Genomic DNA, 20908 nt, shown 5'->3' on the forward strand with positions numbered 1-20908 from the left:
GCATGAATACGGTTATCGTTTGCTTGCCAGGTCACCACCTCTGCGGGAGATCACAGTGCGAAGACGAGCCACGATCATGTTGATGGCGCTCCTGGGGATGACCCTCGCCGGGTGCGGCGGCCAGGAGCCCGGCGCCGGGCAGGCCGGGACGCAGCTCACCTTGGCGGCCCCGCGCGACCTCGTCGCCGGTCCCGCGGATCCCTACTACACCCACCAGACGTTACGGGTGTGGGAGCCGCTGGTGACGGTGGACGACCGGCTGCGGCCCGTCCCGGCACTGGCCGCCTCCTGGGCGGTCGCGGACGGGGGCCGGCGCTGGACGTTCACGCTGCGCGAGGGCGTGCGCTTCAGCGACGGGACACCGCTGACCGCCGAGGCGGCGGTGGCCAACGTCGAGCGGTTCCTGCGGATCGCGCCCCGCCAGTCGGCCTTCTTCAGCCTCGACGCCGGGATGGAGGCGGCGTACGGCAAGGTGGCGGACGTCCGCGCCGAGGGCGGCAAGGTGGTGTTCGACCTGAAGGAGGCCGTGGCCGACCTGCCGGGCAGGCTGGCGGGCTTCTACAGCATGATCCAGTCGCCGAAGGCGTTCGCCGCCTCGGGCGAATTCGCCGGCAAGCCCGTGGGCACGGGGCCGTACACGCTGGTGGAGTGGGCCAAGGGGCAGCGGGCCGTGCTCGCCGCCAACCCGCACTACTACGGCGCCGCCCCCGCCTACGACAAGATCGTGGTCCGGGTGATCCCCGACGCCAACGCCCGGGTCGCCGCGTTACGGGCCGGAGAGGTCGACGGGCTGATCGACAAGGGCGCGCTGCTGCCGGGCCAGGTCGCCGCGGTCGCCGGTGACAGCGGCTTCCGGGTCGTCCGCAGCCCATCGGTGCTCACGCACTACCTGACGTTCAACGCCTCGCGGAAGCCGTTCTCCGACGCCCGCCTGCGCGAGGCGGCCGACCTGGCGGTCGACCGGCGGGCCATCGCCGCCAAGCTGCTGGCGGGCACCGCCGAGGCGGGTGCCGGGTTCCTGTCGCCGGCCTTCGGCGACCTCGCCGACCCCGGCATCACGGCGGCTCATGACCCCGGCAGGGCTCGCGAGCTGGTGGCCGCGGCGGGGCCGCCGGCCGGGCCCGTGACCATCCTGATCTCGTCGGCCGAGACCGGCCAGTTCCCCTACACCGACATCGCCGAGGTGCTGCGCGTCTCCCTGGAGCAGGTGGGCCTGCCCGCGAAGGTGACCGTGGCGGAGGCCACCAAGTCCGTGATGGAGGCCGGGGACTACGACCTCTTCCTCAGCGCGTACAGCGTGCCCAACGGCGACGCCGACTACCTGTTCCGCCGGTTCCTGCGCTCGGACGCGTCCTGGAACGTCGAACGCGGGCTCGGCTACCGCAACGCCCGGTTCGACGAGCTGGTCGACCAGGCCGCGGCGCTGACGGACCCGGCCGCGCGTCGCGAGCTGTACCACCGGATCCAGCGGCTGCTGGCCACCGACCGCCCGATGGTCGCGCTGGCCTACCAGGACAATCCCATCGTGACGACCACCAAGGTCAGCGGGGTGACGCAGAACGTCGCCTACATCGTCGACCTGGGCAAACTGGCGCCCCGGAAGTGACGGCCCTCCTCCTGCGGCGCGGCGCGGAGCTGCTGCTCGTGCTCCTGGCGCTGTCGGTGCTGGTCTTCCTGCTGACCTCGCTCGCGCCGGGCGACCCGGCCGAGGAGATCCTGCGCCGGGGCGGCATCCAGCCGACGGCGGCCGGCGTCGCGGCAATGCGCGCCGAACTCGGCCTCGACCAGCCGCTGTTCAGCCGATACCTGCGGTGGTTGCGCGACGTGCTGCGCGGCGACCTCGGCCGCTCCTACGCCGACCGCTCCCCGGTGGCGGCCGAGATCCTCACGCGGCTCCCGGCGACGCTCCGGCTGGCGGTCGCCGCGGCGGCCGTCGCGGTCGGGCTCGCGGTGCTCGCCGCGCTCAGGGGCGCGTTCCGGCCGCGGGCGCTCGACGGCCGCGCCCTCGCTCTCGTGACGGTGGCGATCGCCGGCATCCCTCCCTACATCGTGGGGATCCTGCTGATCAGCGTGGTGGCGGTGGGTTTGCGCGTCCTCCCCACGGGCGGCGACGGAGGTCCCGGCGCGGTGGTGCTGCCCGCGCTCACCCTCGGCCTGGCCGGGGCCGCGACCCTGCTGCGGCTGCTCCGGGCCGACCTGGCGCGGGCCCTGCGGCTGCCGTTCGTCAAGCTCGCCGCCGTCAAAGGGCTGCGGCGCCGGCGTACGGTCGCCGTCCATGCCCTGCGCGTGGCCGCGCCGAACGCGATCACGGCCGGGAGCCTGGTGCTGGCGGAGCTGCTGGCGGGGGCGGTGGTGGTGGAGACGCTGTTCGCCTGGCCCGGCGTGGGGCAGCTCGCCGTGACGGCGATCAGGCAGCGGGACCTGCCCGTCGTGCAGGCGTACGTGCTGGTCATCGGGGTCGCGACGGTCCTGCTCCTGGCGCTGACCGAGCTGTGCCTGGCGGCCCTCGACCCGCGGCTGCGCCGCCGATGAGGGGCCGCGCCGGGGCCGCGCTGTTCGTGCTGGTCGTGCTGTTCTGCCTGCTCACGCCGATGCTGACCGAGTACGACCCGAGCCGGCCCGATCTGGGGCGGGCCCTGCTGCCGCCCGGTCCCGGGCACTGGCTCGGCACCGACCAGCTCGGCCGGGACCTCCTCACCAGAACGGCCACGGCCGGCCGCACCTCCCTGCTGGTGGCCTTCGCCATCACCGCGGTCACCACGGCACTGGGCACGATCGCCGGCACCGCGGCCGGGCTGGCCGGCGGGCTGGCCGACCGGCTGCTGCGCTTCGCCGCCACCGTCGCGCTCGCGCTGCCCGGGCTCACACTCGCGCTCGCGCTGGCGGGCGTCCTGCGGCCCGGGTACCTGACCGTCCTGATCGCCCTCGTGCCGCTCGGCTGGGTGAGCTGCGGCCTGGTCGCCCATACGGCGACCCGGCAGGTTGCCTCCGCCGACCACGTCGTGGCCGTACGAGCCATCGGCGCGTCCCCGTTCTACCTCCTGCGCCGCACCATCGGACCGTACATCGCCGGCCCCGTGCTGACCGTCGCCACCGCGGACCTCGCCCGTACGCTGATCGCCGTCACCTCGCTCAGCTTCCTCGGCATCGGGCTGCCCCCTCCCGACACCGACTGGGGCGGCATGGTGAGCGAGGCCACCCCACTGCTGGTCGCCGCGCCACGTCTCGCGGTCGTGCCCGCCGTCGCCCTCGCCGTCACGGGACTGGCCGTCGCCCTCGTGGCGGACGCCCGCCGCGAATTGTCGGCGTTGTAATGGGTTACGCAGTCACTTGATAATGATTATCATTTGCTGAGCTTGACGAAATCTGAAAGCTTCGCGGCGAAAGGTGACGCATGTCCGCTCCTACGGTCCCATCGGCGCGCGAGGCGCCTTCGGTGCTGGCTCCGGCCCGCGCCACCCTGATCGGCTGTGGTGTCCTCACCGGGATCAGCGCGCTCGCCGGGATGGCGCCGCTGATCGCCGTCGTCGAGATCAGCCGGCGGCTGCTGCACGGGGACACGGACGTGTGGCCGATCATCGTCGTGGCGCTCGCGGCCCTGGCCGTCAAGCAGTTCGGCACCTTCGGCGCGGGGGTGCTGACGCATCTGGCCGACATCCGGGTGTCGTTCCGGATCCGCCGGGAGCTCCTCGGCAAGCTGCGCAGGCTGCCCCTCGGCTGGTTCACCGACCGCAACTCGGGGATCGTGAAGAAGACGGTCGAGGACGACGTCGCCGCGCTGCATCAGCTCATCGCCCACTCCGTGGTGGAGATCACGGCCGCCGCCGTCCCCGTGGCGGTCTCGATCGTCTATCTGCTCACCGTGGACTGGCGGATGGCGCTGGTCAGCCTGCTTCCGCTGGCCGTCGGGCTGATCGTGTACCAGCGCGCGATGGCCGGCGCGGGCACGAAATATCCGGAGTTCATGGCGTGGCTGACCCGGCTGAGCGGCGCCGCCGTCGAGTTCGTCAACGGCATCGGAGTGGTCAAGGCCTTCGGCACGCCCGGGGTGGCCGGCCGCCGGTTCCAAGAGGTGTCCCGGAGTTTCGCCCGCTTCTTCCTGGACTGGGCGAGATCGACCACCAGGGCCTCGGTCCTCGCCGAGATCCTGCTGTCGCCGCCGAGCGTGCTCGTCGTCATGGCCGCGGTGGGAGGCGGGCTCACCGCGTCGGGACAGCTGCCGCTGACCAGCCTGATCGCGTTCCTGGTGTTCGGGACGGTCACCACCGCGGGGCTGATGACGGTCATGATGTCGATCCATCCGCTGGTCACGGCGCTCAGCGTGGCGCGCGGCATCCGCGAGGTGCTCGCCACCCCGGAGTTGCCGCTCCCGGCGAACCCGGTCGTGCCCGACCCCGGCGCTCCCGGTCCGGTGGTCCGTCTGCGCGGGGTCCGGTTCGCCTACGGCGACACGGTCGCGCTCGACGGCGTCGATCTCGAGCTGGCGCGGGGCACGGTCACCGCGCTGGTCGGCCCGTCCGGGTCCGGCAAGTCCACGCTGGCCAAGCTGCTGCCCCGCTTCGACGACCCGCAGCAGGGCTCCGTGCAGCTGTACGGCGTCGACCTGCGTGACATCGACCCCGCCGAGCTGTACCGGCACGTGGCCTTCGTCTTCCAGGATCCGGCCCTGCTGCGCATGAGCATCCGCGACAACATCCGCCTGGCCCGCCCCGACGCCGACGACGAGGCCGTGCGCGCCGCGGCGGCCAAGGCGCAGATCCTGGACCGCCTCGACGAGTTGCCACGCGGGCTGGACTCGGTGGCGGGCGAGGACGCGGAGCTGTCCGGAGGTGAGCGGCAGCGGGTGTGTGTCGCGCGGGCGATCCTGGCCGACCGGCCGGTGCTGGTGCTCGACGAGGCGACCGCGAGCGCCGATCCGGAGAACGAGGCCCGCATCCAGGACGCGCTCAGTGAGGTCGCGCGCGGCCGTACCGTGCTGGTCATCGCGCACCGGCTGAGCACCGTCCGCGGCGCGGACCGGATCGTCGTCCTCGACGAGGGCCGCCTGGTCGAGCAGGGCCGCCACGAGGAGCTGCTCGCCCGGCAGGGCCTTTACGCGCGGCTTTGGCAGCACGACCAGCGCGCCCGCGAGGACACCACACAGAGGCTGGAGGCCCGCTGATGATCGCGATGATCCGCTACCTGTCCGAGCTGCTCGACGAGCGCGGCCGCCGGCACCTGCGCGTCATGCTCGCGGCCCAGGCGGCGCAGGGCGTCCTGCAGGGGCTGGGCTACCTGTTCGTGGCCCCGCTCGTGGCGGCCCTCACCAGTCCGCCGATCGACTGGGGCCGCTTCGGGACGTGGGCGGGGGCCATCGCCGTCGCAGTCGCCGCCCACCACGCGCTGCTCGCGTGGAGCACGTCCCTGGGGTACGTCGTCGGCACCGACGTGCTGACCAGCTTCCACGAGCGCATCGGCAACCACCTCGCCGCGCTGCCGATCGGCTGGTTCCGCGGCGACCGTACCGGGCCGATCGGGCGCATGCTCGGCAAGGGCACGATGGACGTCGCCAACATCCCCGCCCACCTGCTGCGCCACGTCGTCGTCGGCGTCACCGCGCCCGCAACCATGATCGCCGGCAGCTTTCTGCTCGACTGGCGGATCGGCCTGGCCTTCACCGCCGGCGCGGCGCTGTGCGCGCTCGCCCTGCGGCTGCTCATGGTGATCGTGCGGCGCAACGACGACGACTACGAGCACGACATCGGCGTCAGCGCCTCGCGCATCGTCGAGTACGCCCGTCGGCAGCCGACCCTGCGCGCCTACGGCGTGCTGGACCGGCCGGAGCTCGGCACGCTGGAGGAGTCCCTGGTCCGCCAGCAGGGCTCGCAGTCACGGCTGACGATCCGCGGGGCGTGGGGGCTCATCGCGTTCTTCGGCACGCTGCAACTGGTGGTCACGGCCGTCATCGCGCTCACGGTCGTCCTCACCCTGCAGGGCACCATGACCATCGCGGTCATGATCGGCCTGATGATCCTGACCCTGCGCATGCTCGACCCGATCTCGCAACTCGGCGAGCTCGCCGGCACCGTGCAGGTCAACGCCGACGCCATCGGCAGGGTGCGGGCGCTGCTGGCGGTGCCGCCGCTGCCCGAGCCGGCCGAGCCCGCCGAACCGGCCGGCATCGACATCGAGCTGTCCGGGGTGCGCTTCGGCTACGACGACGGCCCCGCCGTCCTCCACGGGATCGACGTCACGATCCCCGCCGGCAGCTTCACGGCCGTCGTGGGCCCGTCGGGCTCCGGCAAGAGCACGCTGCTCAAACTCATCGGCCGCTTCTTCGACGTCGGCGAGGGCTCGATCCGCATCGGCGGCCGCGACGTCCGCGAGCTCGGCAGCGCCGGCGTCTCCCGGCTGACCGCCCAGGTCTTCCAGGACGTCTACCTGTTCGAGGGCACCATCGCCGACAACCTGCGCATGGCCGCCCCCGACGCGAGCGACGCCGACCTGGACCGGGTGGCCCGCATCGCGCGCCTCGACGAGGTCGTCGAACGCCTCCCGGACGGCTGGCACACCCGCGTCGGCGAGGCCGGCTCCACCCTGTCCGGCGGCGAGAAACAGCGCGTCTCGATCGCCCGCGCCCTGCTCAAGGACGCCCCCATTGTGCTGCTCGACGAGGCCACCGCCGCGCTCGACCCGGCCAACGAGGCCGCCGTCGCCGACGCCATCGCCGAGCTGGCCCGCGACCGCACCGTCATCGTCGTCGCCCACCGCCTGTCCACCGTGGTCGCCGCCGACCGCATCCTGGTCCTCGACCGGGGCCGGATCACCGAACACGGCGACCACGACGCCCTGCTCACGGCCTCCGGCACGTACGCACGCTTCTGGACCGAGCGCGTCCGCGCCCGCGGCTGGCAACTCCGCCGAAAGGAAACCCCATGACCACCGCCGCCCTGCGGGCCGCCTGCGTCCCCCGCGCGATCAGCGTCTCGGCGGCCGTGATGCTGTGGTTCCTGCCGGTGATCGTCACCGAGGCCCGCGCCGTGCACGACGCCATGCGGCTGCGCGGGATCGGCGTCACCGACTTGGCCGCCGTACTCGACGCGGCGGCACTGGGCACGGCCACCCTGCTGTGGGGAGCCGGCACGTGATGCACCTCGCCGGCCCTGCGCCGGCACGGACACGCCTCATCCCCCCTGACCCACCTGAACCGACAGACCCTGGCCAGTGCTAGGGTCAGCGAACATGAAAACCATTTCCATTCGGTGGGGTGTGGCGGCCGGTCTGCTGACCCTGGTCACCGCCTGCGCGAGCGGTACGGCGGCCGCACCCGCCTCCCCCGCCTCCGCCCCTCCGGCGGCCCGGCTGGCGAGTTGCGGGCTCACGCTAGAGGTCCCCGCCCCACCCCGGCGGGCGGTCGCCATGGAGCAGAACGCGGCAGAGATCATGCTGGCCCTGGGACTGGCCGACCGCATGGCCGGCACCGCCTACCAGACCGACCCCGTGCTGCCCGAGCTGAAGGAGCCATACGCCCGGGTGCCCGTGCTCGCGGCGCAGTACCCGGGCCGCGAGGCGCTGCTGGCCACGAAGCCCGACTTCGTCTACTCCATGCGCGCCTCGGCCTACGCCCCCGAGGCCGCCGGATCCCGGCAGGACCTCGCCAAGCTCGGCGTTCCCGCGTACCTGTCGTCCAACGACTGCGAGGATCAGGCGCTCATCCCCGCCACGGCCGAGTTCGAGGCGATCTTCAAGGAGATCGACGACATCGCCACGGTCTTCGGGGCGCGGGAGCGGGGACAGGCCGTGGTCGCCGACCTGAGGCGGCGGCTGGCGGAGGCCGAGCGCTCGGCGCCGCAGGATCTCGACGCCGACGTCATGTGGTACTACTCCGGCACCAAAGCCCCCGCCATCGCCGGGGACCCCGGCCTGCCCGGCACCATCACCAAGCTGCTGGGGGCGCGCAACGCCTTCGCCGACGTCAAGCAGCAATGGCCGGAGGGCAACTGGGAGGAGATCGCCGCCCGCGACCCCGACGTGATCGTGCTCGCCGACCTCACCCGCGGCGGCGACGGCGACAGCGCCGAGGCCAAGAAGCGCTTCCTGCGCGCGGACCCCGTCGCCTCCAAGCTCTCAGCGGTCAGGAACGACCGCTTCATCGTCGTCCCCGGCTCCTCCATGGACCCGTCCATCCGCAGCGTCACCGCCGTCGAGCAGGTCGGCCAGGGCCTGGCCCGCCTGTACAGCTGAATGCACCACCGATAGGAGATCCCCCTTGACCGCCCCCACGACCTCTCTGTCCCCTCGTGACCTGCTGGCCCGCTGGGAGGAGCAGCAGAGCGCCTACGTCGCGCACCGCGAGAACCGCTTCGAGGTCATGCTGGACGTCCTTCGCCTGCACTCCCCCGCCGGACCGACCGTCCTGGACCTGGCCTGCGGTCCGGGCTCGATCGCGGACCGGGTGCTCGCCGAACTGCCCGGGTCCCGGGTGATCGCCACCGACTACGACCCCGTGCTGACGCACCTCGCCGAAACCGTGCTCGGCGAGTACGGTGACCGCGCGACGGTGATCGACGCCGACCTGGCCGACCCCGGATGGAGCCGGCGCTTCACCCCGTGGCAGTTCGACGCCGTCCTGACCTCGACCGCGCTGCACTGGCTGTCCCCTCGGCAGTTGCTCGGCGTCTACACCGAGCTGGCCGCGATCCTCCCGCCCGGCGCGGTCCTGCTCAACGCCGACCACCTCCGCTTCGGGCCCGAGCACCCCACCCTCGCCGAGGTGTCGGCCCGCCACGACGAGCAGGTGCAGAGAGCCGCCTTCGCCGCGGGGGCCGGCACCTGGGACGAATGGTGGACCCTGGCCGCGCGACTGCCCGACCTCGCCGAGCGGATCGCCGAACGCGAGCGGCGGTTCGCCGACCGTCCGCCTCAGCCGCTGGCTCCGCTGGCCTTCCACCACGCCGCCCTGCGGACCGCCGGCTTCACCGAGGTGGGGACCGTCTGGCAGTACCTGGACGACTACGTCGTCTTCGCCAGGCGATGAGCAGGCGCGGTACGGCCCTCGCGATCGCCGGGGGCCTGCTGCTCCTGGTGCTGTCGATCGCGGCCGCCTCCGTGGTGGGGGCGGCGGGGCTGTCTCCCGCCGACGTGCTGCGGACGGTCGCGGCCCATGCCGGCCTGCCCGTGGAGCGGCTCGCGCCGCTGGACGACGGCATCATCTGGGAGTTACGCCTGCCCAGAGTGCTGCTGGTCGTGCTGGTGGGTGCGGGCCTGTCGGTGTGCGGGGCCGTGCTGCAGGCGCTGACCCGTAACCCGCTGGCCGATCCGTACCTGCTGGGGATCTCCTCCGGCGCCTCCACCGGGGCCGTGGCCGTGCTCGTCCTGGGCCTCGGCGCCGGTGCCGCGGCCCTGTCGGCGGGGGCCTTCGGCGGCAGCCTGCTGGCCTTCTGCTGCGTGCTGGCCGTCATCGGCCGGGGATCGGGCAGCGCGGTCCGGGTCGTGCTGGCCGGGGTCGTGGTCTCGCAGCTGTTCAGTGCGTTGACGAGCCTCGTCGTGGTCTGGGCGGCGGACGCGCAGAGCACCCGCGGGGTCACCTTCTGGCTGCTGGGCTCGCTGGCCTCGGCGAGCTGGACGAGCGTGGCCCTGTGCGCCGTCGTCGCGGTGACGGGGATGCTCGCCTGCGGGCTGGCCTCCTCCGCGCTCGACGCGTTCACCTTCGGCAGGGAGGCCGCCGCGTCGCTGGGCATCGCCCCGGCCAGGACGGAGCTGATCCTCTTCACGGTCACCGCGCTCACCACGGCGGTGCTGGTCGCGGCGAGCGGCGCGATCGGCTTCGTCGGCCTGATCGTCCCGCATGCCGTACGCGCCCTGACCGGCAGCCGCCACCATGCGCTGCTGCCCGCCTGCGCCCTGTACGGAGGCGTCTTCCTGCTCGCCGCCGACACCGTCGCCCGCACCGCGTTCGCGCCTCGTGAGATCCCCGTCGGCGTACTGACGGCACTGATCGGCGTGCCCGCCTTCGCGGTCATCATGCGGCGGAGAAAGGAGACGCCGGCATGACCTTCCACGCCCATGACGTCACGTGGACGGCTCAGGGCCGGCCCGTCGTCGACGGGATCACCGTCGACATCACCCCCGGCGGCCTCACGGGGTTGCTCGGCCCGAACGGCTCGGGCAAATCCACCTTCCTGCGGCTGCTCGCCGGGCTGCTGCGACCGCACGGCGGCGCGGTCCTGCTCGACGGCCACGACCTGAACCGCCTGCCGCGGCGCGAGGTCGCGCGCCGCATGGCGGTGGTCGCCCAGGAGGTGAGCACCGACGTGGAGCTGACCGTGCTCGACGTGGTGCTGCTCGGGCGCATCCCGCATCGCGGCCGGCTGGCGGCCTCCGCCGGCGCGGGGGACCTCTCGCACGCCCGCCGCGCCCTGCGGCGATGCGGCCTGGCCGCTCTGGAACGCCGCCGCTGGTCCACCCTCTCCGGCGGCGAACGCCAGCGGGTGAACATCGCCCGCGCGCTCGCCCAGGAACCCACCGAACTGCTGCTGGACGAGCCCACCAACCACCTCGACATCGCCCACCAGCTCGCCCTGCTGGACCTGCTCGCCACGACCCCGGTCACCGTCGTCACCGCCCTGCACGATCTCAACCTGGCCGCGCAGTACTGCGACCACCTCCTGCTGCTGCACGAAGGGCGGCTCATCGCCGCGGGTCCTCCCGGGCAGGTCCTCACCGAGGACACGGTGGAGCGCGTCTACCACGTGCGGGCCGAGATCATCGCCTCTGCAACGGGCCGCCCCAGCCTGCGGTTCCTGAGCACCTCTGTCCGGACAGGGCCTCTGTGATCACCGGCGAGGCCGGCGGCTCGCCGGTCGCCCCGGTCGAGCGCGCACGGCAGGGCGTGCCGTGCCCGGTTCGGTCGGAGGAGGTGCCCGGCAGGTCGTGCCGCCCGCTCTGCGGGGCGAGCTCCCGCACCTGTTCCCACGGCGCTGTGGTCCGCGGACCACGGGCACGGCATGGTCGTGCGGCTCGGCGACGGGACGCTCGCGTCGGACTGACCTCCGATTACGCGCGTTAGCGAACAGGTCCTTCGATGGGTGCTGAATTCGGCACCCGTGCGATCGATGAGAGGACCGCATGCCCGTCAAGCGGATCACCAGTTCCGACGTCGCCCGGGCCGCCGGCGTCTCCCGCGCGACCGTGAGCTTCGTGCTCAACGACAAGCCTGGGATGCGCATCACCGAGGAGAACCGGCGCCGTGTCCTGGAGGCCGCCCGCGACCTGGACTACCGCCCGCACGCCTCCGCCCGCTCCCTGGCGGCCGGGCGCAGCGACGTCGTCCTCCTGGCCATCCCCGACCTGCCCATCGGAGCGGGCATCAGCCGCTTCGTCGAAGAGCTCGCCACCGCGCTGGCTGCGCACGGCCTGACGCTGGTCACCCATCTCGCCGCGGCGCACGGCCGGCCGCTGCCCGACGTGTGCGCGGCCGTCGACGCCTCCGTGGTCGTCGGCTTCTCGTCGTTCGACCAGGACACCGTCCAGGCCCTGCACCGCGCCGGCGCCGATCTCGTGCTGCCCTCCGAGACCGAGGGCGCCGCCCCGATGCGGCACGTCGGCCGCCTGCAGGCCGAACACCTCATCAGCCGTGGCCACCGACGCCTCGGCTACGCCCTGCCCGGCCATCCCGCCTTCCGGCACATGGCCGGCGAACGCCTGCAAGGCGCCACCGACGCTTGTGCGAGCGCCGGGCTCGAGCCTCCCGTGACGGTGACCGTGCATCTGGAGATCGCCAGCGCCGCGCAGGCCATCAGCGCCTGGCGTGAACAGGCGGTGACCGGCGTGTGCGCCTTCAACGACGAGACCGCGCTCGCCGTGCTCGCTGGCCTGCACGAACACGGGCTCACCGTCCCCGGCGACATGGCCGTCGTCGGAGCGGACGACATCCCCGCAGCGCGCCTGGCGGCTCCGCCGCTCACCACCGTCTGCTGGGACCTGCACGACGTGGCCCGGCACCGGGCCGAGACGATCGTCACCAGCCTGGCCGGCGCGGGGCAGGCCGCCCATCACACCGGCGTCTCGGCCGACGCATCGACCAATCCCCACGTCATCCAGCGCTCATCCACCTGAGCACCGAGCCACCCGGGACGGATACGCGCCGGAGCACCGCGGGGGCCGGCCCGGTCAGGACGGCGCATCCCAGACAGGGCGGATCTCGATGCCCGCGCCCAAGGGGCAGTGACGGGCGATCTCCTCGGCCTCGTCCAGGTCCGCGCATTCTATGAGGTAGAAGCCGGCCAGGTCCTGCCTCAGCGTCACGAAGGGTCCGTCGGCCGAGACCGGGCCCCGGTCGGACGGGCGCAGCGATCTGGCCTCCTTCGCCGGCTTCAGGGCCTCCCCCGAGAACGCGATGCCCTGCTTCTGCAGGTACTGAGCGAAAGCCGCATGCTCGGCCAGCGCCGCTCCCATCTCTTCCTCCGAGACGGAGTCCCAGTAGTTCTCGGGGTCGAAGAGCAGTAGTGCGAATTTCATCGGCAACCTCCTTCTTTCTCAACGACGAATGAGTGTGACGCGAATGGACACCCGGCGGGCACTTTCCGTGGAGGTGATCGGTCAGCCGGCGGCCGCCGCGTGGGTGGCGGTGCGCCAGGCGAGGGCCATGATGGTCAGGACGGGGTTGGCGCCGCCGTTGGTGACGTGGAGGCTGGCGTCGGCGATGTGGACGCGGTCGGTTCCCCAGAGCTTGCCGTGGCGGTCGGTGGCACCGTACCGGGGCGAGTCGGACATGCGTGCGGTGCCGGCCTGGTGCTGGCCGCCGGACAGCCTGCGGTGCGGCGCGCCCATCCGCCAGGGGCACGGCGGCGGGCGGGCGGCCGGCCGGGTAGGGGTCGAAGCCGATCTCCTCCCAGGCGCCCGAGTCGGGGTCGGCGTAGAAGTCCAGGGGCGAGCGGGACATCGAAGGTGCCTTTCGTCAGAGGGCCGCTGATCGTCGGAGGGCGGCGGGCGCGCCGCGGCACTTCGCGTCCTGGGAGCGTACGGGCCGGGGTGCCAGGTGGTCGAAGCCGCGGAATCCGCCGGGCCGGGCGTACGGGCCGGATCCCGCCCATCGGGGCCGGCGGCGGCGGTCATGGCCACACCTGGAAGCCCTCGTGCCGGACTGTCCAGCTCCCGTCGCGGGGGAAGCCGGGGCAGTCGGCGTCCGCGCCGTCCCAGCCGGCGGTCATGAGGGAGACGGCGGTGAGGAGGGCGCCGTTGGCGGGCAGGTAGAGGGGCAGGATGCTCCTGGGCGGGCACGAGCGGGGCGGGCAGGTGGTGGACGCCGTCGCGCTCCTCGACGAAGGAGGCCATGAACGCCGCCGTCTCCTCGACCAGTTCGGCGAACCGCGCCACCAGCGAGGTCCTGCCGCAGCGGTGCAGCAGTTCGAGGAGGTAGAGGAGGTGGGGCTGCTGCCAGATGAGCAGGGAGCCGATGTCCGACGGGCTCTCGCGGCCGTCCGGGCCGACGTGCTTGGGCCAGCGGGCACCCTCGTAGTGCTGGCGGCGCGCGGTCCCGCGGGCGACATCGAGGATGGACAGGTACCAGCCGAGGCTGCGTTCCAGCAGTTCGGGGCGGCCCCAGGCGGCGAAGTGGGCGGCGTGCCAGAAGTGCATCTCCAGGTGGAACTTGCCCTGCCAGGAGTCGGTGATCAGACCGGTCTCCTGGGGCGGCATGGTGCCGGAGCAGTTGACCGCGGTGAGGTACTGCGACAGCACGACCCGGCGTTCCAGCTCTGCCGCGCGCGGATCGGTGCTCCCGGCGAAGTCGACGGCGGCGCCGGAGGTCCAGAACTGGCGCCACCAGGAGATCGCGGCGCCCTCGATCGTGGTGAACTCCCCGCGCCCGAGCACGCCGCCCGGAGCGAAGGCGGCCACGAGTTCCAGCACGCCGGCCGAGGTGGCCAGCTCGAACGTGTGCGGCTCGGCGGCGGCGTTGACCTCCCCTTCCAGGCGCGTGGCGTAGGTGGTGTCGTCGAGGATGCGGCTGAAGCGGCAGGCGTGCTCGTCCAGCGGGTGGAGCGTGGTGGCGTGCCGGTCCGGCGCGCTCCAGCCGGAGGTGTCGAAGAAGCCGTCGCTCGCGTACGGGAAGCGCACGGCGACGGCGGCCTGGCCGGTGGCCAGCAGGTCCGACTCCACGCGGAACGCCACCCGCGCGTGCCGGGGGTCGGCCACGGTGGTGACCCGGACCTCGTGCCCGGCGTAGGCGGCCCGGGCGGATGTGCGGATGGGGGTCGGGCACGTGCCGGTCCTTCCAGCGGAGGACGGGTGCGGCAAGGCGTTTACACGCGTAACCAACGCGTGTAATCACGTTACAACAAAGACCCGGCCGGCCGCGGAACTCACGTGCGTGGGTTCGAGCCGGACTCCCGGGGCGCTCGCGCGAGAACATAGACGAACAGGACCGCCATGACGACGGCGCCCGCCCACATGGCCTGCTGCCAGCCGTCGACGAAGGACTCCTGGGCGGCCCGGGCCAGCTCCCGCGCCTGGGGGCCGAGCCCGTCGGCGGCCGTGAGGGCGTTGGCGATGCCCTCGCGGGCGGTGCCGGCGGCGGCGACGGGGACGCCGTCGAGCCGGGTGTCGAGGGCGGCCCGGTAGCCGGCGGTCAGGACCGCTCCGAGCAGCGCGACACCGAGCGAGGTGCCGAACTCCCGGGTGACGTCGTTGAGGGCGGACGCGACACCTTGACGCGCACGCGGCAGGGCGGTGGTGATGGCCTCGGTGGAGGGCGTCATCGTCAGGCCCATGCCGACTCCCATGGCGAGCATGCCGGGCAGGATCGAGGGGTAGCCGCCGTCGACGGAGACGAAGGTGGCCATGAGGACCAGCCCCGAGCCGCCCAGGAGGATCCCCGAGGCCATCGTCGAGCGGCTGCCGATGCGCGCGGCCACCCGCGGGGCGAGGCCGGAGGCGAACATCATCAGCACCGCCATCGGCATGAGCGCCAGGGTGGAGCGGAGGCCGGACCAGCCGAGCACCGCCTGGAAGTACGGGAAGAGGACCACGAAGATCCCTGCCTGCACGCCGAAGACCGTCAGGAGCGACACCGAACCGCTCGCGAGACCCCGCTCCCGGAACAGGCGAACGTCGAGGAGCGGAGCCGGCCGGCGCAGCTCCCACGCCACGAATCCGGCAGCGGCGACGACGCCGACGAGGAGGCTCAGGAGCGTCGCGGGCGCGGTCCAGCCTCGGTCGGGGCCCTCGTGCAGGAAGAAGACGAGCCCGACCACCGCGACCACGGACGACAGCGCGCCGACGGCGTCGAACCCGTGCCCCGCCACCTCGCGCGAGTTCGGGACCGATCGCAGCGCCATGACGACGGCGACGGCGACGAGCACGACCGGCAGGACGAAGAGCCACCGCCAGCTCGCCAGGTCGACCAGGACGGCCGACAGGTACATCCCCAGGATGCCTCCGCCGCCGGCGACGCCGGTCCACACGCCGATCGCCTTGGAGCGTTCCCCGTCCGGGAAGGTCGAGGTGATGACGGCGAGGGTGACCGGCATGATCATCGCCGCCCCCACGCCGCCCAGGAAGCGCGCGGCGAGCATGATCTCGGACGACGTGGCTAGGCCGGCCGCCGCACTCGCCGCGCCGAAGACGACCAGGCCGGCGAGCAGCACCGGCCTGCGGCCCCACCGGTCGCCCAGCGCGCCGAGCGGCAGCAGCAACGCGGCCAGCGTGATGGTGTAGCTGTTGATGAACCACAGGACCTCGGTCTGCGAGGCGTCGAAGGCGGCGGTGAGCTCGGGCTGGGCGACGTTCAGCCCGGACACCGAAGCGATGACCGCCATGAGCGCGACGCAGACCGCGACCAGGATCGTCCGTCGTTGTCGTGGGTCCTGGACGGTCGGGTCGGGGGCTGCCGCGTCTGCGGACCGGCTCGTGCTCATGGGATTCCTTTCGAGAGGGCAGGCGGAGTCGGCGCCGGAGCCGTGGGCCCCGGCGCTGCCGGACGGTGTGACTACGGGCGTCGGGTGGCGCGCACGACGACGTCGTGGAGGGAAGCCGCTCGGCCCCCGTGGCCGGTGAGCGTGCGCACGTGCTCTTCGGCGGTGACGATCTCCCACTCCGTGCCGTCGAGGCGCGCGGTGACGGACGCGGCGGTGGCCGACGCCTCGGCGGGAGGGTGGTGCCCGTGGCCGGTGGAGCCGTGGGTGTGCAGGTGCCCCACGACGAGCAGCGTGCCGCCGGGAGCCACCCATCCGGCGATGCGGTCGTAGAACTCCAGCTGGGGCATCGCCGGGTGGGCGTAGTGCGTCATGACCAGGTCGAACCGGGCGCCTGGGGTCCAGACGCTCAGATCCGCCTCGACCCACCGCAAGCGCTCGCGGGCCCCGCTCGCCGCCGCGCGCTCGGCGGCGCGGGCAAGGGCCTCGGACGAGATGTCGGCCGCGGTGACCTGCCAGCCGCGGGAGGCGAGCCAGATCGCCTCCGCACCACCGCCGCACCCCGCGTCCAGTGCCGTGCCCGGTGCCAGGTCGCCGGTCTCACGAGCGAGGTACGGGTTCGGCGGGTTGCCGCCCATGGACCCGGCGCCACCGGCTCGTCCCTCTCGCCAGTGCCGCTCCCAGAAGTCCTTGTCGAATCCGTACGTCATAGGTCGTCCGTCCTCCTCGTTGGCGCGTTTCGTTCGCCATGGTGCTGATGGAGGAGGCAGATGTGCAAACCTTGTTGCCGAATGGCAAAATGGCGGGATGGACGAAGCCACGGACCGCACCCTTGACGCCGTCGGGCCGAGGTTGAAACGCCTTCGGCTGCATCGGGAAGTCACGCTCGCCGACCTCGCGGCGGAGACCGGCATCTCCACCAGCACCCTGTCCCGGCTGGAGGCGGGCCTGCGACGTCCCACGCTCGAGCAGCTGCTCCCGCTCGCCCGCGCCTACGGGGTCACGCTCGACGAGCTCGTCGATGCGCCGCCGACCGGCGACCCCCGCATCCACCTGCGGCCCATCCCGTGCGGCGACGGCTCGGTCATCCTGCCGCTGACCCGGAGGCCCGGCGGGATCCAGGCCTACAAGTTCGTCCTCCCGGCCGGAACCGACGACGCCGAACCCGACCTGCGCACCCACGAGGGTTACGACTGGGTCTACGTCCTCAACGGAACGCTCCGCCTCGTCCTCGGCGAACACGACCTCATCCTCAGGCCCGGGGAGGCGGCGGAGTTCGACACGCGCACTCCCCACTGGTTCGGGGCCACCGGCGCCGGTCCCGTCGAGTTCCTGAGCCTCATCGGCAAACAAGGCGAACGCACGCACGTCCGTGCGGCGCCGAGACAGGGCCCGGCCGGGTAGGGCCCACCGCCGGGCCGCGCGATCGCCTCACCCGGCTCGCGAGTCGCTCGGCGACCTGAGAGGGGCCCGGCCGGCTGTTACCCGATGCGCGGGGTTCAGACGCGCACCACCGCGGTGTGGGCGTGCCCGCGGCTGCCCCCGACCTCCACCTTGACCGCTTCCTTGGCCTTGCGCACGCTGCGGTCGCTCTCCTTGACCGATTTCACCGGCCAGGGCAGCGTGATCTTCACCTCGTCGGCGGTCCTGGACGGGTCGGAGACCGCGAGCCGTACCTGCCGGCTGTCGCGGCGGACCAGCAGCGTGCACGGGCCGTCGGCGGCGAGCGGACCATACGCGGTCTCGACCGTCGCCGCGCGCCAGAAGACGGCGGCGAGCACGCTGTCGCGGGAGATGGCCTGCACCGCTCCGGAGTTGGCGAGGATCTCGACCCGCCCGCGGTAGGCCGCGGTCTGGGTGACGGAGGCGTCGGGCAGCACGGCATAGGCGTAGCGCGCCTTGCGCGGATCGACGCCGTGGTCGACCAGGATCGTCGTGTAGTGCCTGGTGACGGGGGTCCCGTCGCCTCCGGTGGTGGCGCCCTTGTCGATGTCCCGCCAGCGGCCGGTGCGCTTCTTGCGGATCACCTTCGCTTCCGCGCCGTCGAGCAGCGCGTATCCGGCCACCCCGGACAGGTGGACCCAGCCGTCGCCCTGGGTCAGCGGCGGATGCCGGTCGTGGGTGTTGCGGTTCTCCACGATGGTCTCGACGCGGCGGCCGTCGGAGGCGGCGATGCCGGTGCCGAGGGCGATCACCGCGTCGTCGAGCAGGAACCACGCCTTCTTGGCCCGCAGCGAGGAGCCGTCGGCGATCAGCTTCATGGCGGCCACGCCGTACTCGCCGTCGAGGGCCACGCCGCCCGCCCACGGTGTGGGGGGCAGGCGGCGCTTGCCGTGCTTGAGCTCGGCGCGCCTGCGGGTGTCGACCGTCGTGCCCGGCAGCCGGTACGGGTCGATCGTGGGCCACAGGTCGTCGTTCCAGTGGGTGAGGTCGCCGGTGTAGAGGTAGGTCATGCCGTCGCCGGTGTACCAGCCGTGCAGGTTCTCCCGGTTCATGGCCTCGGCCGCGCCGATGCGCTCCGAGCTCATCGCGATCGCGTACGCCCAGGTGGGACGGCGGTGCACGACCCGGTCCATGTCGGCGAAGACGTACGTGCCCGTCGTGCGCGGGCCGACCGGCACCGACGGGTCCTCCAGCAGGGCCCTGGCCCCTGCGATGCTCCCCAACGGTGCGAGCGTGTCGTACGGGATCACCTGGTTCCGGGTGAGCCAGCCCTTCACCAGCGGCCGCCAGCGCCGGGCATAGGGCTCGGGCGCCGCCTCCAGCAGGGTGAGGATGGCCTCGACGGCCTTCTGCCCCGAGTGGTAGTCGCGGTGGCCCTGCACCGAGATCTGCCGGCCGCGTACGCAGTCCATCATCAGCCCGTCGAAGATGAACGGCGTGAACGAGCGATCCACGAGGTCGTAGACGTTCCCGATCCCCGTGATCTCCCACGGCGACCCCGCGAGCATGGCGATCAGCTCGGCCACGCTCTCCAGGTAGTCCACGCCGTAGCTGCCGTTGTAGGGGTACACGTCGTGCTGGATGAACGACCCGTCGCGGTAGAAGCCGTCGCCCGGCCCCCTGGTCGGCCGCAGCAGGTCGGAGACCGCGTTCTTGGCCCGCTTGATGAGGCGGGCGTCGTGCGTGAGCAGTCCGCGCATCGCCACCGCCATGGCCTTGCTCGCCCGGTTGGCGCCGGTCTCGACGACGCCGGGGTGGCTGACGCGGCGCTCCGGGTTGGGGCACCAGCGGCGCAACGGGCGCAGCCAGCGGTCGAGACGGTCCTTGGGCAGGCCGTCGTAGAGCAGGGCGCAGGTGTCGGTCAGCGCGCGAGGGACGCCGATCTCCCACCAGTACCAGTTGCTGCCCCGCCGGTCGAGCCCCTCGTGGTAGGCGTGCTCGTACAGGAAGTCCAGCGCCCTGACCGCGGTCTCGGCGACCTGCCCGTCGTGGTGCATGGCGGTGCCCGGCGTGGCCCAGCCCAGCGCCAATGTGCGCATGCGGTTGTAGGCGCGGTTGAAGTTGCCCGTCCTGGGGTCCCCGAGCGGCAGGTCGGGCCACAGGCTCGGGCGGCCGGCGGTGGGCTTCAGCTTGCGCAGCACCGCGTTGGCCGAGCCCTCGACCGCCTCCGTTTTGGCCGCGTACGCGGCGTCGTACGACCCACCGGCCAGCAGGCTCACCCATCGCTCACGCGCGGCGTCGAACGCGGCGGCGCCGGCCGCCTTGGCCGGCTTGTCCCACAGGGCGAGACCGGCCACGGTCGCGGCGCCCAGCAGGGCGGACCGCCGACTGAGGTGGTGGGTCATGGAGGCCTTTCCGACAGTCGGGCAAATATCAATCGAAAAGATCATATGTCGGTAGGTGAGTGGACTATTTCGCCTCCACGACGGTAGGCCGGTCCCCGGGGAGCCTCGCGGCGCCCACCTCCGTCGGTGACAGCCCGGCCTGATCAGCCGGCGGCGGTACGCAGGGCAGGGCGGCGGGCCCAGGTGGCCCAGCGCCAGAGCCACTCGAGGGGGCCTTGGCGGTAGCGGCGCAGCCAGAGGGTGGACAACAGCCACTGGACTGCGAGGATGGCTCCCGCGGTCAGGTACGCCGCCGTCAGGGATCGGCCGATCGGCAGGCCGAGGAGGTGACCGGCGGCCAGGACGAGGACGGTGGCGGTCAGGTAGTTGGTCAGCGCCATCCGGCCCAGCGGCGCGAAGACCACCCGCAGCACCGGTCGCAGCGGCGTTCTGAGCAGCACCAGCAGGGCGCACACGTACACGCCGGTGAGCAGCAGGTCGGCCAGGCTGGAGGTGAAGGACGGCTGCGCCGCGTCCGCCCCGGCCTGCACGCCGGCCTGGACCCACCGGGCACAGGCCGTCCCCGCCGCGAAGGCCAGGCCCAGCAGGAGCGGCCCTCGGGTGGACCGCTCGATCCGCTCGACCACCCCGTAGCGGACCAGTGCCGAGCCCAGCAGGAACAGCCCGGCGATGAGCAGCGGCCCGCCCCCGCCGGAGAGCAGCGCCGCCGGGACGAGTACGGCGGCGAGACCGGCCACGGCCCACCGCGGCAGCCAGGTCGAGGGCAGCAGCACCAGCATGCCGACGACGGCGTACTTGGTCAGGATCTCGCCCGGCCACAGCAGCATGTGCGCGAGGCCGATCGCGAGCAGTGCCGCGAGCCTGCGCAGCAGGATCAGCCGCGGGCGCGGGACGCGGTTCGCGGCGGAGTCCAGCAGCAGCGAGAACCCGATGCCGAACAGCAGGGAGAAGGTCGGGAGGCCGAGCCAGGGGTCCCAGTCGCCCATGGGCTGCGTCGCGACGGCGGTGCTGTCATTGGCTATCAGCTGGATGTTGGCGAGCAGGATCTCGCACAGCGTGAACCCGCGCAGGACGTCGAGCGCGGCGATCCGCGCCCGGCCGGGGCCTGCCGGGCCGTCGCCTCGGCGCGGGGCGGAGGAGGTGCGGGGATCGCCGGCGTTCAGTCCGGGAGCGTGATCTTCGTGGGGCATGGGCCTCATCCTTCAGCTGCGGCCCGGTGCCGGTATC

General features: G+C 72.8%; 18 protein-coding genes. 12 read left to right on the forward strand and 6 right to left on the reverse strand.

Features of this window, described 5'->3' with window-relative positions:
- The first annotated feature begins 82 nt into the window (after window positions 1-82).
- The 11 genes from AB0J69_RS17825 to AB0J69_RS17875 all read left to right on the forward strand — a co-directional run bounded on the left by AB0J69_RS17825 (window position 83) and on the right by AB0J69_RS17875 (window position 12096).
- Window positions 83-1606, forward strand: a complete 1524-nt coding sequence (locus AB0J69_RS17825; RefSeq protein WP_364118098.1) for an ABC transporter substrate-binding protein — start codon at window positions 83-85, stop codon at window positions 1604-1606.
- Window positions 1603-2532 carry an ABC transporter permease gene (locus AB0J69_RS17830; RefSeq protein ID WP_364118100.1) on the forward strand — a complete coding sequence of 310 codons (930 nt, stop codon included), beginning with the start codon at window positions 1603-1605 and terminating at the stop codon, window positions 2530-2532. The genes AB0J69_RS17825 and AB0J69_RS17830 overlap by 4 nt, the downstream gene beginning before the upstream one ends.
- Window positions 2529-3314: an ABC transporter permease gene (locus AB0J69_RS17835; RefSeq protein WP_364118102.1), complete on the forward strand. Its 786-nt coding sequence runs from the start codon at window positions 2529-2531 to the stop codon at window positions 3312-3314. Before AB0J69_RS17830 ends, AB0J69_RS17835 begins: the two co-directional genes overlap by 4 nt.
- Before the next feature lie 80 nt (window positions 3315-3394).
- Window positions 3395-5161, forward strand: a complete 1767-nt coding sequence (locus tag AB0J69_RS17840) for an ABC transporter ATP-binding protein (RefSeq protein WP_364118103.1) — start codon at window positions 3395-3397, stop codon at window positions 5159-5161.
- Window positions 5161-6918: an ABC transporter ATP-binding protein gene (locus AB0J69_RS17845; protein ID WP_364118105.1), complete on the forward strand. Its 1758-nt coding sequence runs from the start codon at window positions 5161-5163 to the stop codon at window positions 6916-6918. The genes AB0J69_RS17840 and AB0J69_RS17845 overlap by 1 nt, the downstream gene beginning before the upstream one ends.
- On the forward strand, window positions 6915-7127 hold the full coding sequence (locus tag AB0J69_RS17850; protein WP_364118106.1) for a CbiQ family ECF transporter T component: 213 nt from the start codon (window positions 6915-6917) through the stop codon (window positions 7125-7127). The genes AB0J69_RS17845 and AB0J69_RS17850 overlap by 4 nt, the downstream gene beginning before the upstream one ends.
- Window positions 7128-7221: 94 nt before the next feature.
- Window positions 7222-8223 (forward strand): ABC transporter substrate-binding protein, encoded by a 1002-nt coding sequence (locus tag AB0J69_RS17855; RefSeq protein WP_364118107.1) that lies wholly within the window; start codon window positions 7222-7224, stop codon window positions 8221-8223.
- A 25-nt stretch (window positions 8224-8248) separates the two neighbouring features.
- A complete protein-coding gene (locus AB0J69_RS17860) occupies window positions 8249-9016 on the forward strand; it encodes a class I SAM-dependent methyltransferase (RefSeq protein WP_364118109.1) in 768 nt (255 codons plus the stop codon).
- Complete coding sequence (locus AB0J69_RS17865; protein ID WP_364118111.1) at window positions 9013-10032, forward strand: iron chelate uptake ABC transporter family permease subunit; 1020 nt, start codon at window positions 9013-9015, stop codon at window positions 10030-10032. The genes AB0J69_RS17860 and AB0J69_RS17865 overlap by 4 nt, the downstream gene beginning before the upstream one ends.
- On the forward strand, window positions 10029-10814 hold the full coding sequence (locus AB0J69_RS17870) for an ABC transporter ATP-binding protein (protein ID WP_364118112.1): 786 nt from the start codon (window positions 10029-10031) through the stop codon (window positions 10812-10814). Before AB0J69_RS17865 ends, AB0J69_RS17870 begins: the two co-directional genes overlap by 4 nt.
- Before the next feature lie 292 nt (window positions 10815-11106).
- Window positions 11107-12096 carry a LacI family DNA-binding transcriptional regulator gene (locus AB0J69_RS17875; protein ID WP_364118114.1) on the forward strand — a complete coding sequence of 330 codons (990 nt, stop codon included), beginning with the start codon at window positions 11107-11109 and terminating at the stop codon, window positions 12094-12096.
- A gap of 54 nt (window positions 12097-12150) precedes the next feature.
- On the opposite strand, the gene AB0J69_RS17880 is transcribed toward AB0J69_RS17875, so the two are convergent.
- The 4 genes from AB0J69_RS17880 to AB0J69_RS17895 all read right to left on the reverse strand — a co-directional run bounded on the left by AB0J69_RS17880 (window position 12151) and on the right by AB0J69_RS17895 (window position 16603).
- Window positions 12151-12498: a YciI family protein gene (locus tag AB0J69_RS17880; RefSeq protein ID WP_364118116.1), complete on the reverse strand. Its 348-nt coding sequence runs from the start codon at window positions 12496-12498 to the stop codon at window positions 12151-12153.
- 81 nt (window positions 12499-12579) lie between these two features.
- Entirely contained in the window at window positions 12580-14298 is a 1719-nt protein-coding gene (locus tag AB0J69_RS17885; protein WP_364118118.1) for a GMC oxidoreductase, read from the reverse strand.
- A 44-nt stretch (window positions 14299-14342) separates the two neighbouring features.
- On the reverse strand, window positions 14343-15896 hold the full coding sequence (locus tag AB0J69_RS17890) for an MFS transporter (protein WP_364118120.1): 1554 nt from the start codon (window positions 15894-15896) through the stop codon (window positions 14343-14345).
- A 71-nt stretch (window positions 15897-15967) separates the two neighbouring features.
- Window positions 15968-16603: a class I SAM-dependent methyltransferase gene (locus tag AB0J69_RS17895; protein WP_364118121.1), complete on the reverse strand. Its 636-nt coding sequence runs from the start codon at window positions 16601-16603 to the stop codon at window positions 15968-15970.
- A 97-nt stretch (window positions 16604-16700) separates the two neighbouring features.
- Here AB0J69_RS17895 and AB0J69_RS17900 point away from each other — a divergent pair, with 97 nt between their 5' ends.
- Entirely contained in the window at window positions 16701-17297 is a 597-nt protein-coding gene (locus tag AB0J69_RS17900) for an XRE family transcriptional regulator (protein WP_364118123.1), read from the forward strand.
- 95 nt (window positions 17298-17392) lie between these two features.
- Here the strand turns inward: AB0J69_RS17900 and AB0J69_RS17905 are convergent, their stop codons facing one another.
- Entirely contained in the window at window positions 17393-19681 is a 2289-nt protein-coding gene (locus tag AB0J69_RS17905; protein WP_364118125.1) for a polysaccharide lyase 8 family protein, read from the reverse strand.
- 143 nt (window positions 19682-19824) lie between these two features.
- Window positions 19825-20871 (reverse strand): DUF418 domain-containing protein, encoded by a 1047-nt coding sequence (locus AB0J69_RS17910; protein ID WP_364118127.1) that lies wholly within the window; start codon window positions 20869-20871, stop codon window positions 19825-19827.
- Window positions 20872-20908: the final 37 nt, after the last annotated feature.

The sequence above is a fragment of the Nonomuraea sp. NPDC049709 genome (assembly GCF_040674815.1).
In the GTDB taxonomy this organism is placed as follows: domain Bacteria; phylum Actinomycetota; class Actinomycetes; order Streptosporangiales; family Streptosporangiaceae; genus Nonomuraea.

What these genes read in the sequence shown, in the direction of transcription:
- AB0J69_RS17825 (WP_364118098.1), top strand. Translation starts at nt 83, where the DNA reads ATGGCGCTCCTGGGGATGACCCTCGCCGGGTGCGGCGGCCAGGAGCCC.
- AB0J69_RS17835 (WP_364118102.1), top strand. Translation starts at nt 2,529, where the DNA reads ATGAGGGGCCGCGCCGGGGCCGCGCTGTTCGTGCTGGTCGTGCTGTTC.
- AB0J69_RS17840 (WP_364118103.1), top strand. Translation starts at nt 3,395, where the DNA reads ATGTCCGCTCCTACGGTCCCATCGGCGCGCGAGGCGCCTTCGGTGCTG.
- AB0J69_RS17845 (WP_364118105.1), top strand. Translation starts at nt 5,161, where the DNA reads ATGATCGCGATGATCCGCTACCTGTCCGAGCTGCTCGACGAGCGCGGC.
- AB0J69_RS17850 (WP_364118106.1), top strand. Translation starts at nt 6,915, where the DNA reads ATGACCACCGCCGCCCTGCGGGCCGCCTGCGTCCCCCGCGCGATCAGC.
- AB0J69_RS17855 (WP_364118107.1), top strand. Translation starts at nt 7,222, where the DNA reads ATGAAAACCATTTCCATTCGGTGGGGTGTGGCGGCCGGTCTGCTGACC.
- AB0J69_RS17865 (WP_364118111.1), top strand. Translation starts at nt 9,013, where the DNA reads ATGAGCAGGCGCGGTACGGCCCTCGCGATCGCCGGGGGCCTGCTGCTC.
- AB0J69_RS17870 (WP_364118112.1), top strand. Translation starts at nt 10,029, where the DNA reads ATGACCTTCCACGCCCATGACGTCACGTGGACGGCTCAGGGCCGGCCC.
- AB0J69_RS17875 (WP_364118114.1), top strand. Translation starts at nt 11,107, where the DNA reads ATGCCCGTCAAGCGGATCACCAGTTCCGACGTCGCCCGGGCCGCCGGC.
- AB0J69_RS17880 (WP_364118116.1), bottom strand. Translation starts at nt 12,498, where the DNA reads ATGAAATTCGCACTACTGCTCTTCGACCCCGAGAACTACTGGGACTCC.
- AB0J69_RS17890 (WP_364118120.1), bottom strand. Translation starts at nt 15,896, where the DNA reads ATGAGCACGAGCCGGTCCGCAGACGCGGCAGCCCCCGACCCGACCGTC.
- AB0J69_RS17895 (WP_364118121.1), bottom strand. Translation starts at nt 16,603, where the DNA reads ATGACGTACGGATTCGACAAGGACTTCTGGGAGCGGCACTGGCGAGAG.
- AB0J69_RS17900 (WP_364118123.1), top strand. Translation starts at nt 16,701, where the DNA reads ATGGACGAAGCCACGGACCGCACCCTTGACGCCGTCGGGCCGAGGTTG.
- AB0J69_RS17905 (WP_364118125.1), bottom strand. Translation starts at nt 19,681, where the DNA reads ATGACCCACCACCTCAGTCGGCGGTCCGCCCTGCTGGGCGCCGCGACC.
- AB0J69_RS17910 (WP_364118127.1), bottom strand. Translation starts at nt 20,871, where the DNA reads ATGCCCCACGAAGATCACGCTCCCGGACTGAACGCCGGCGATCCCCGC.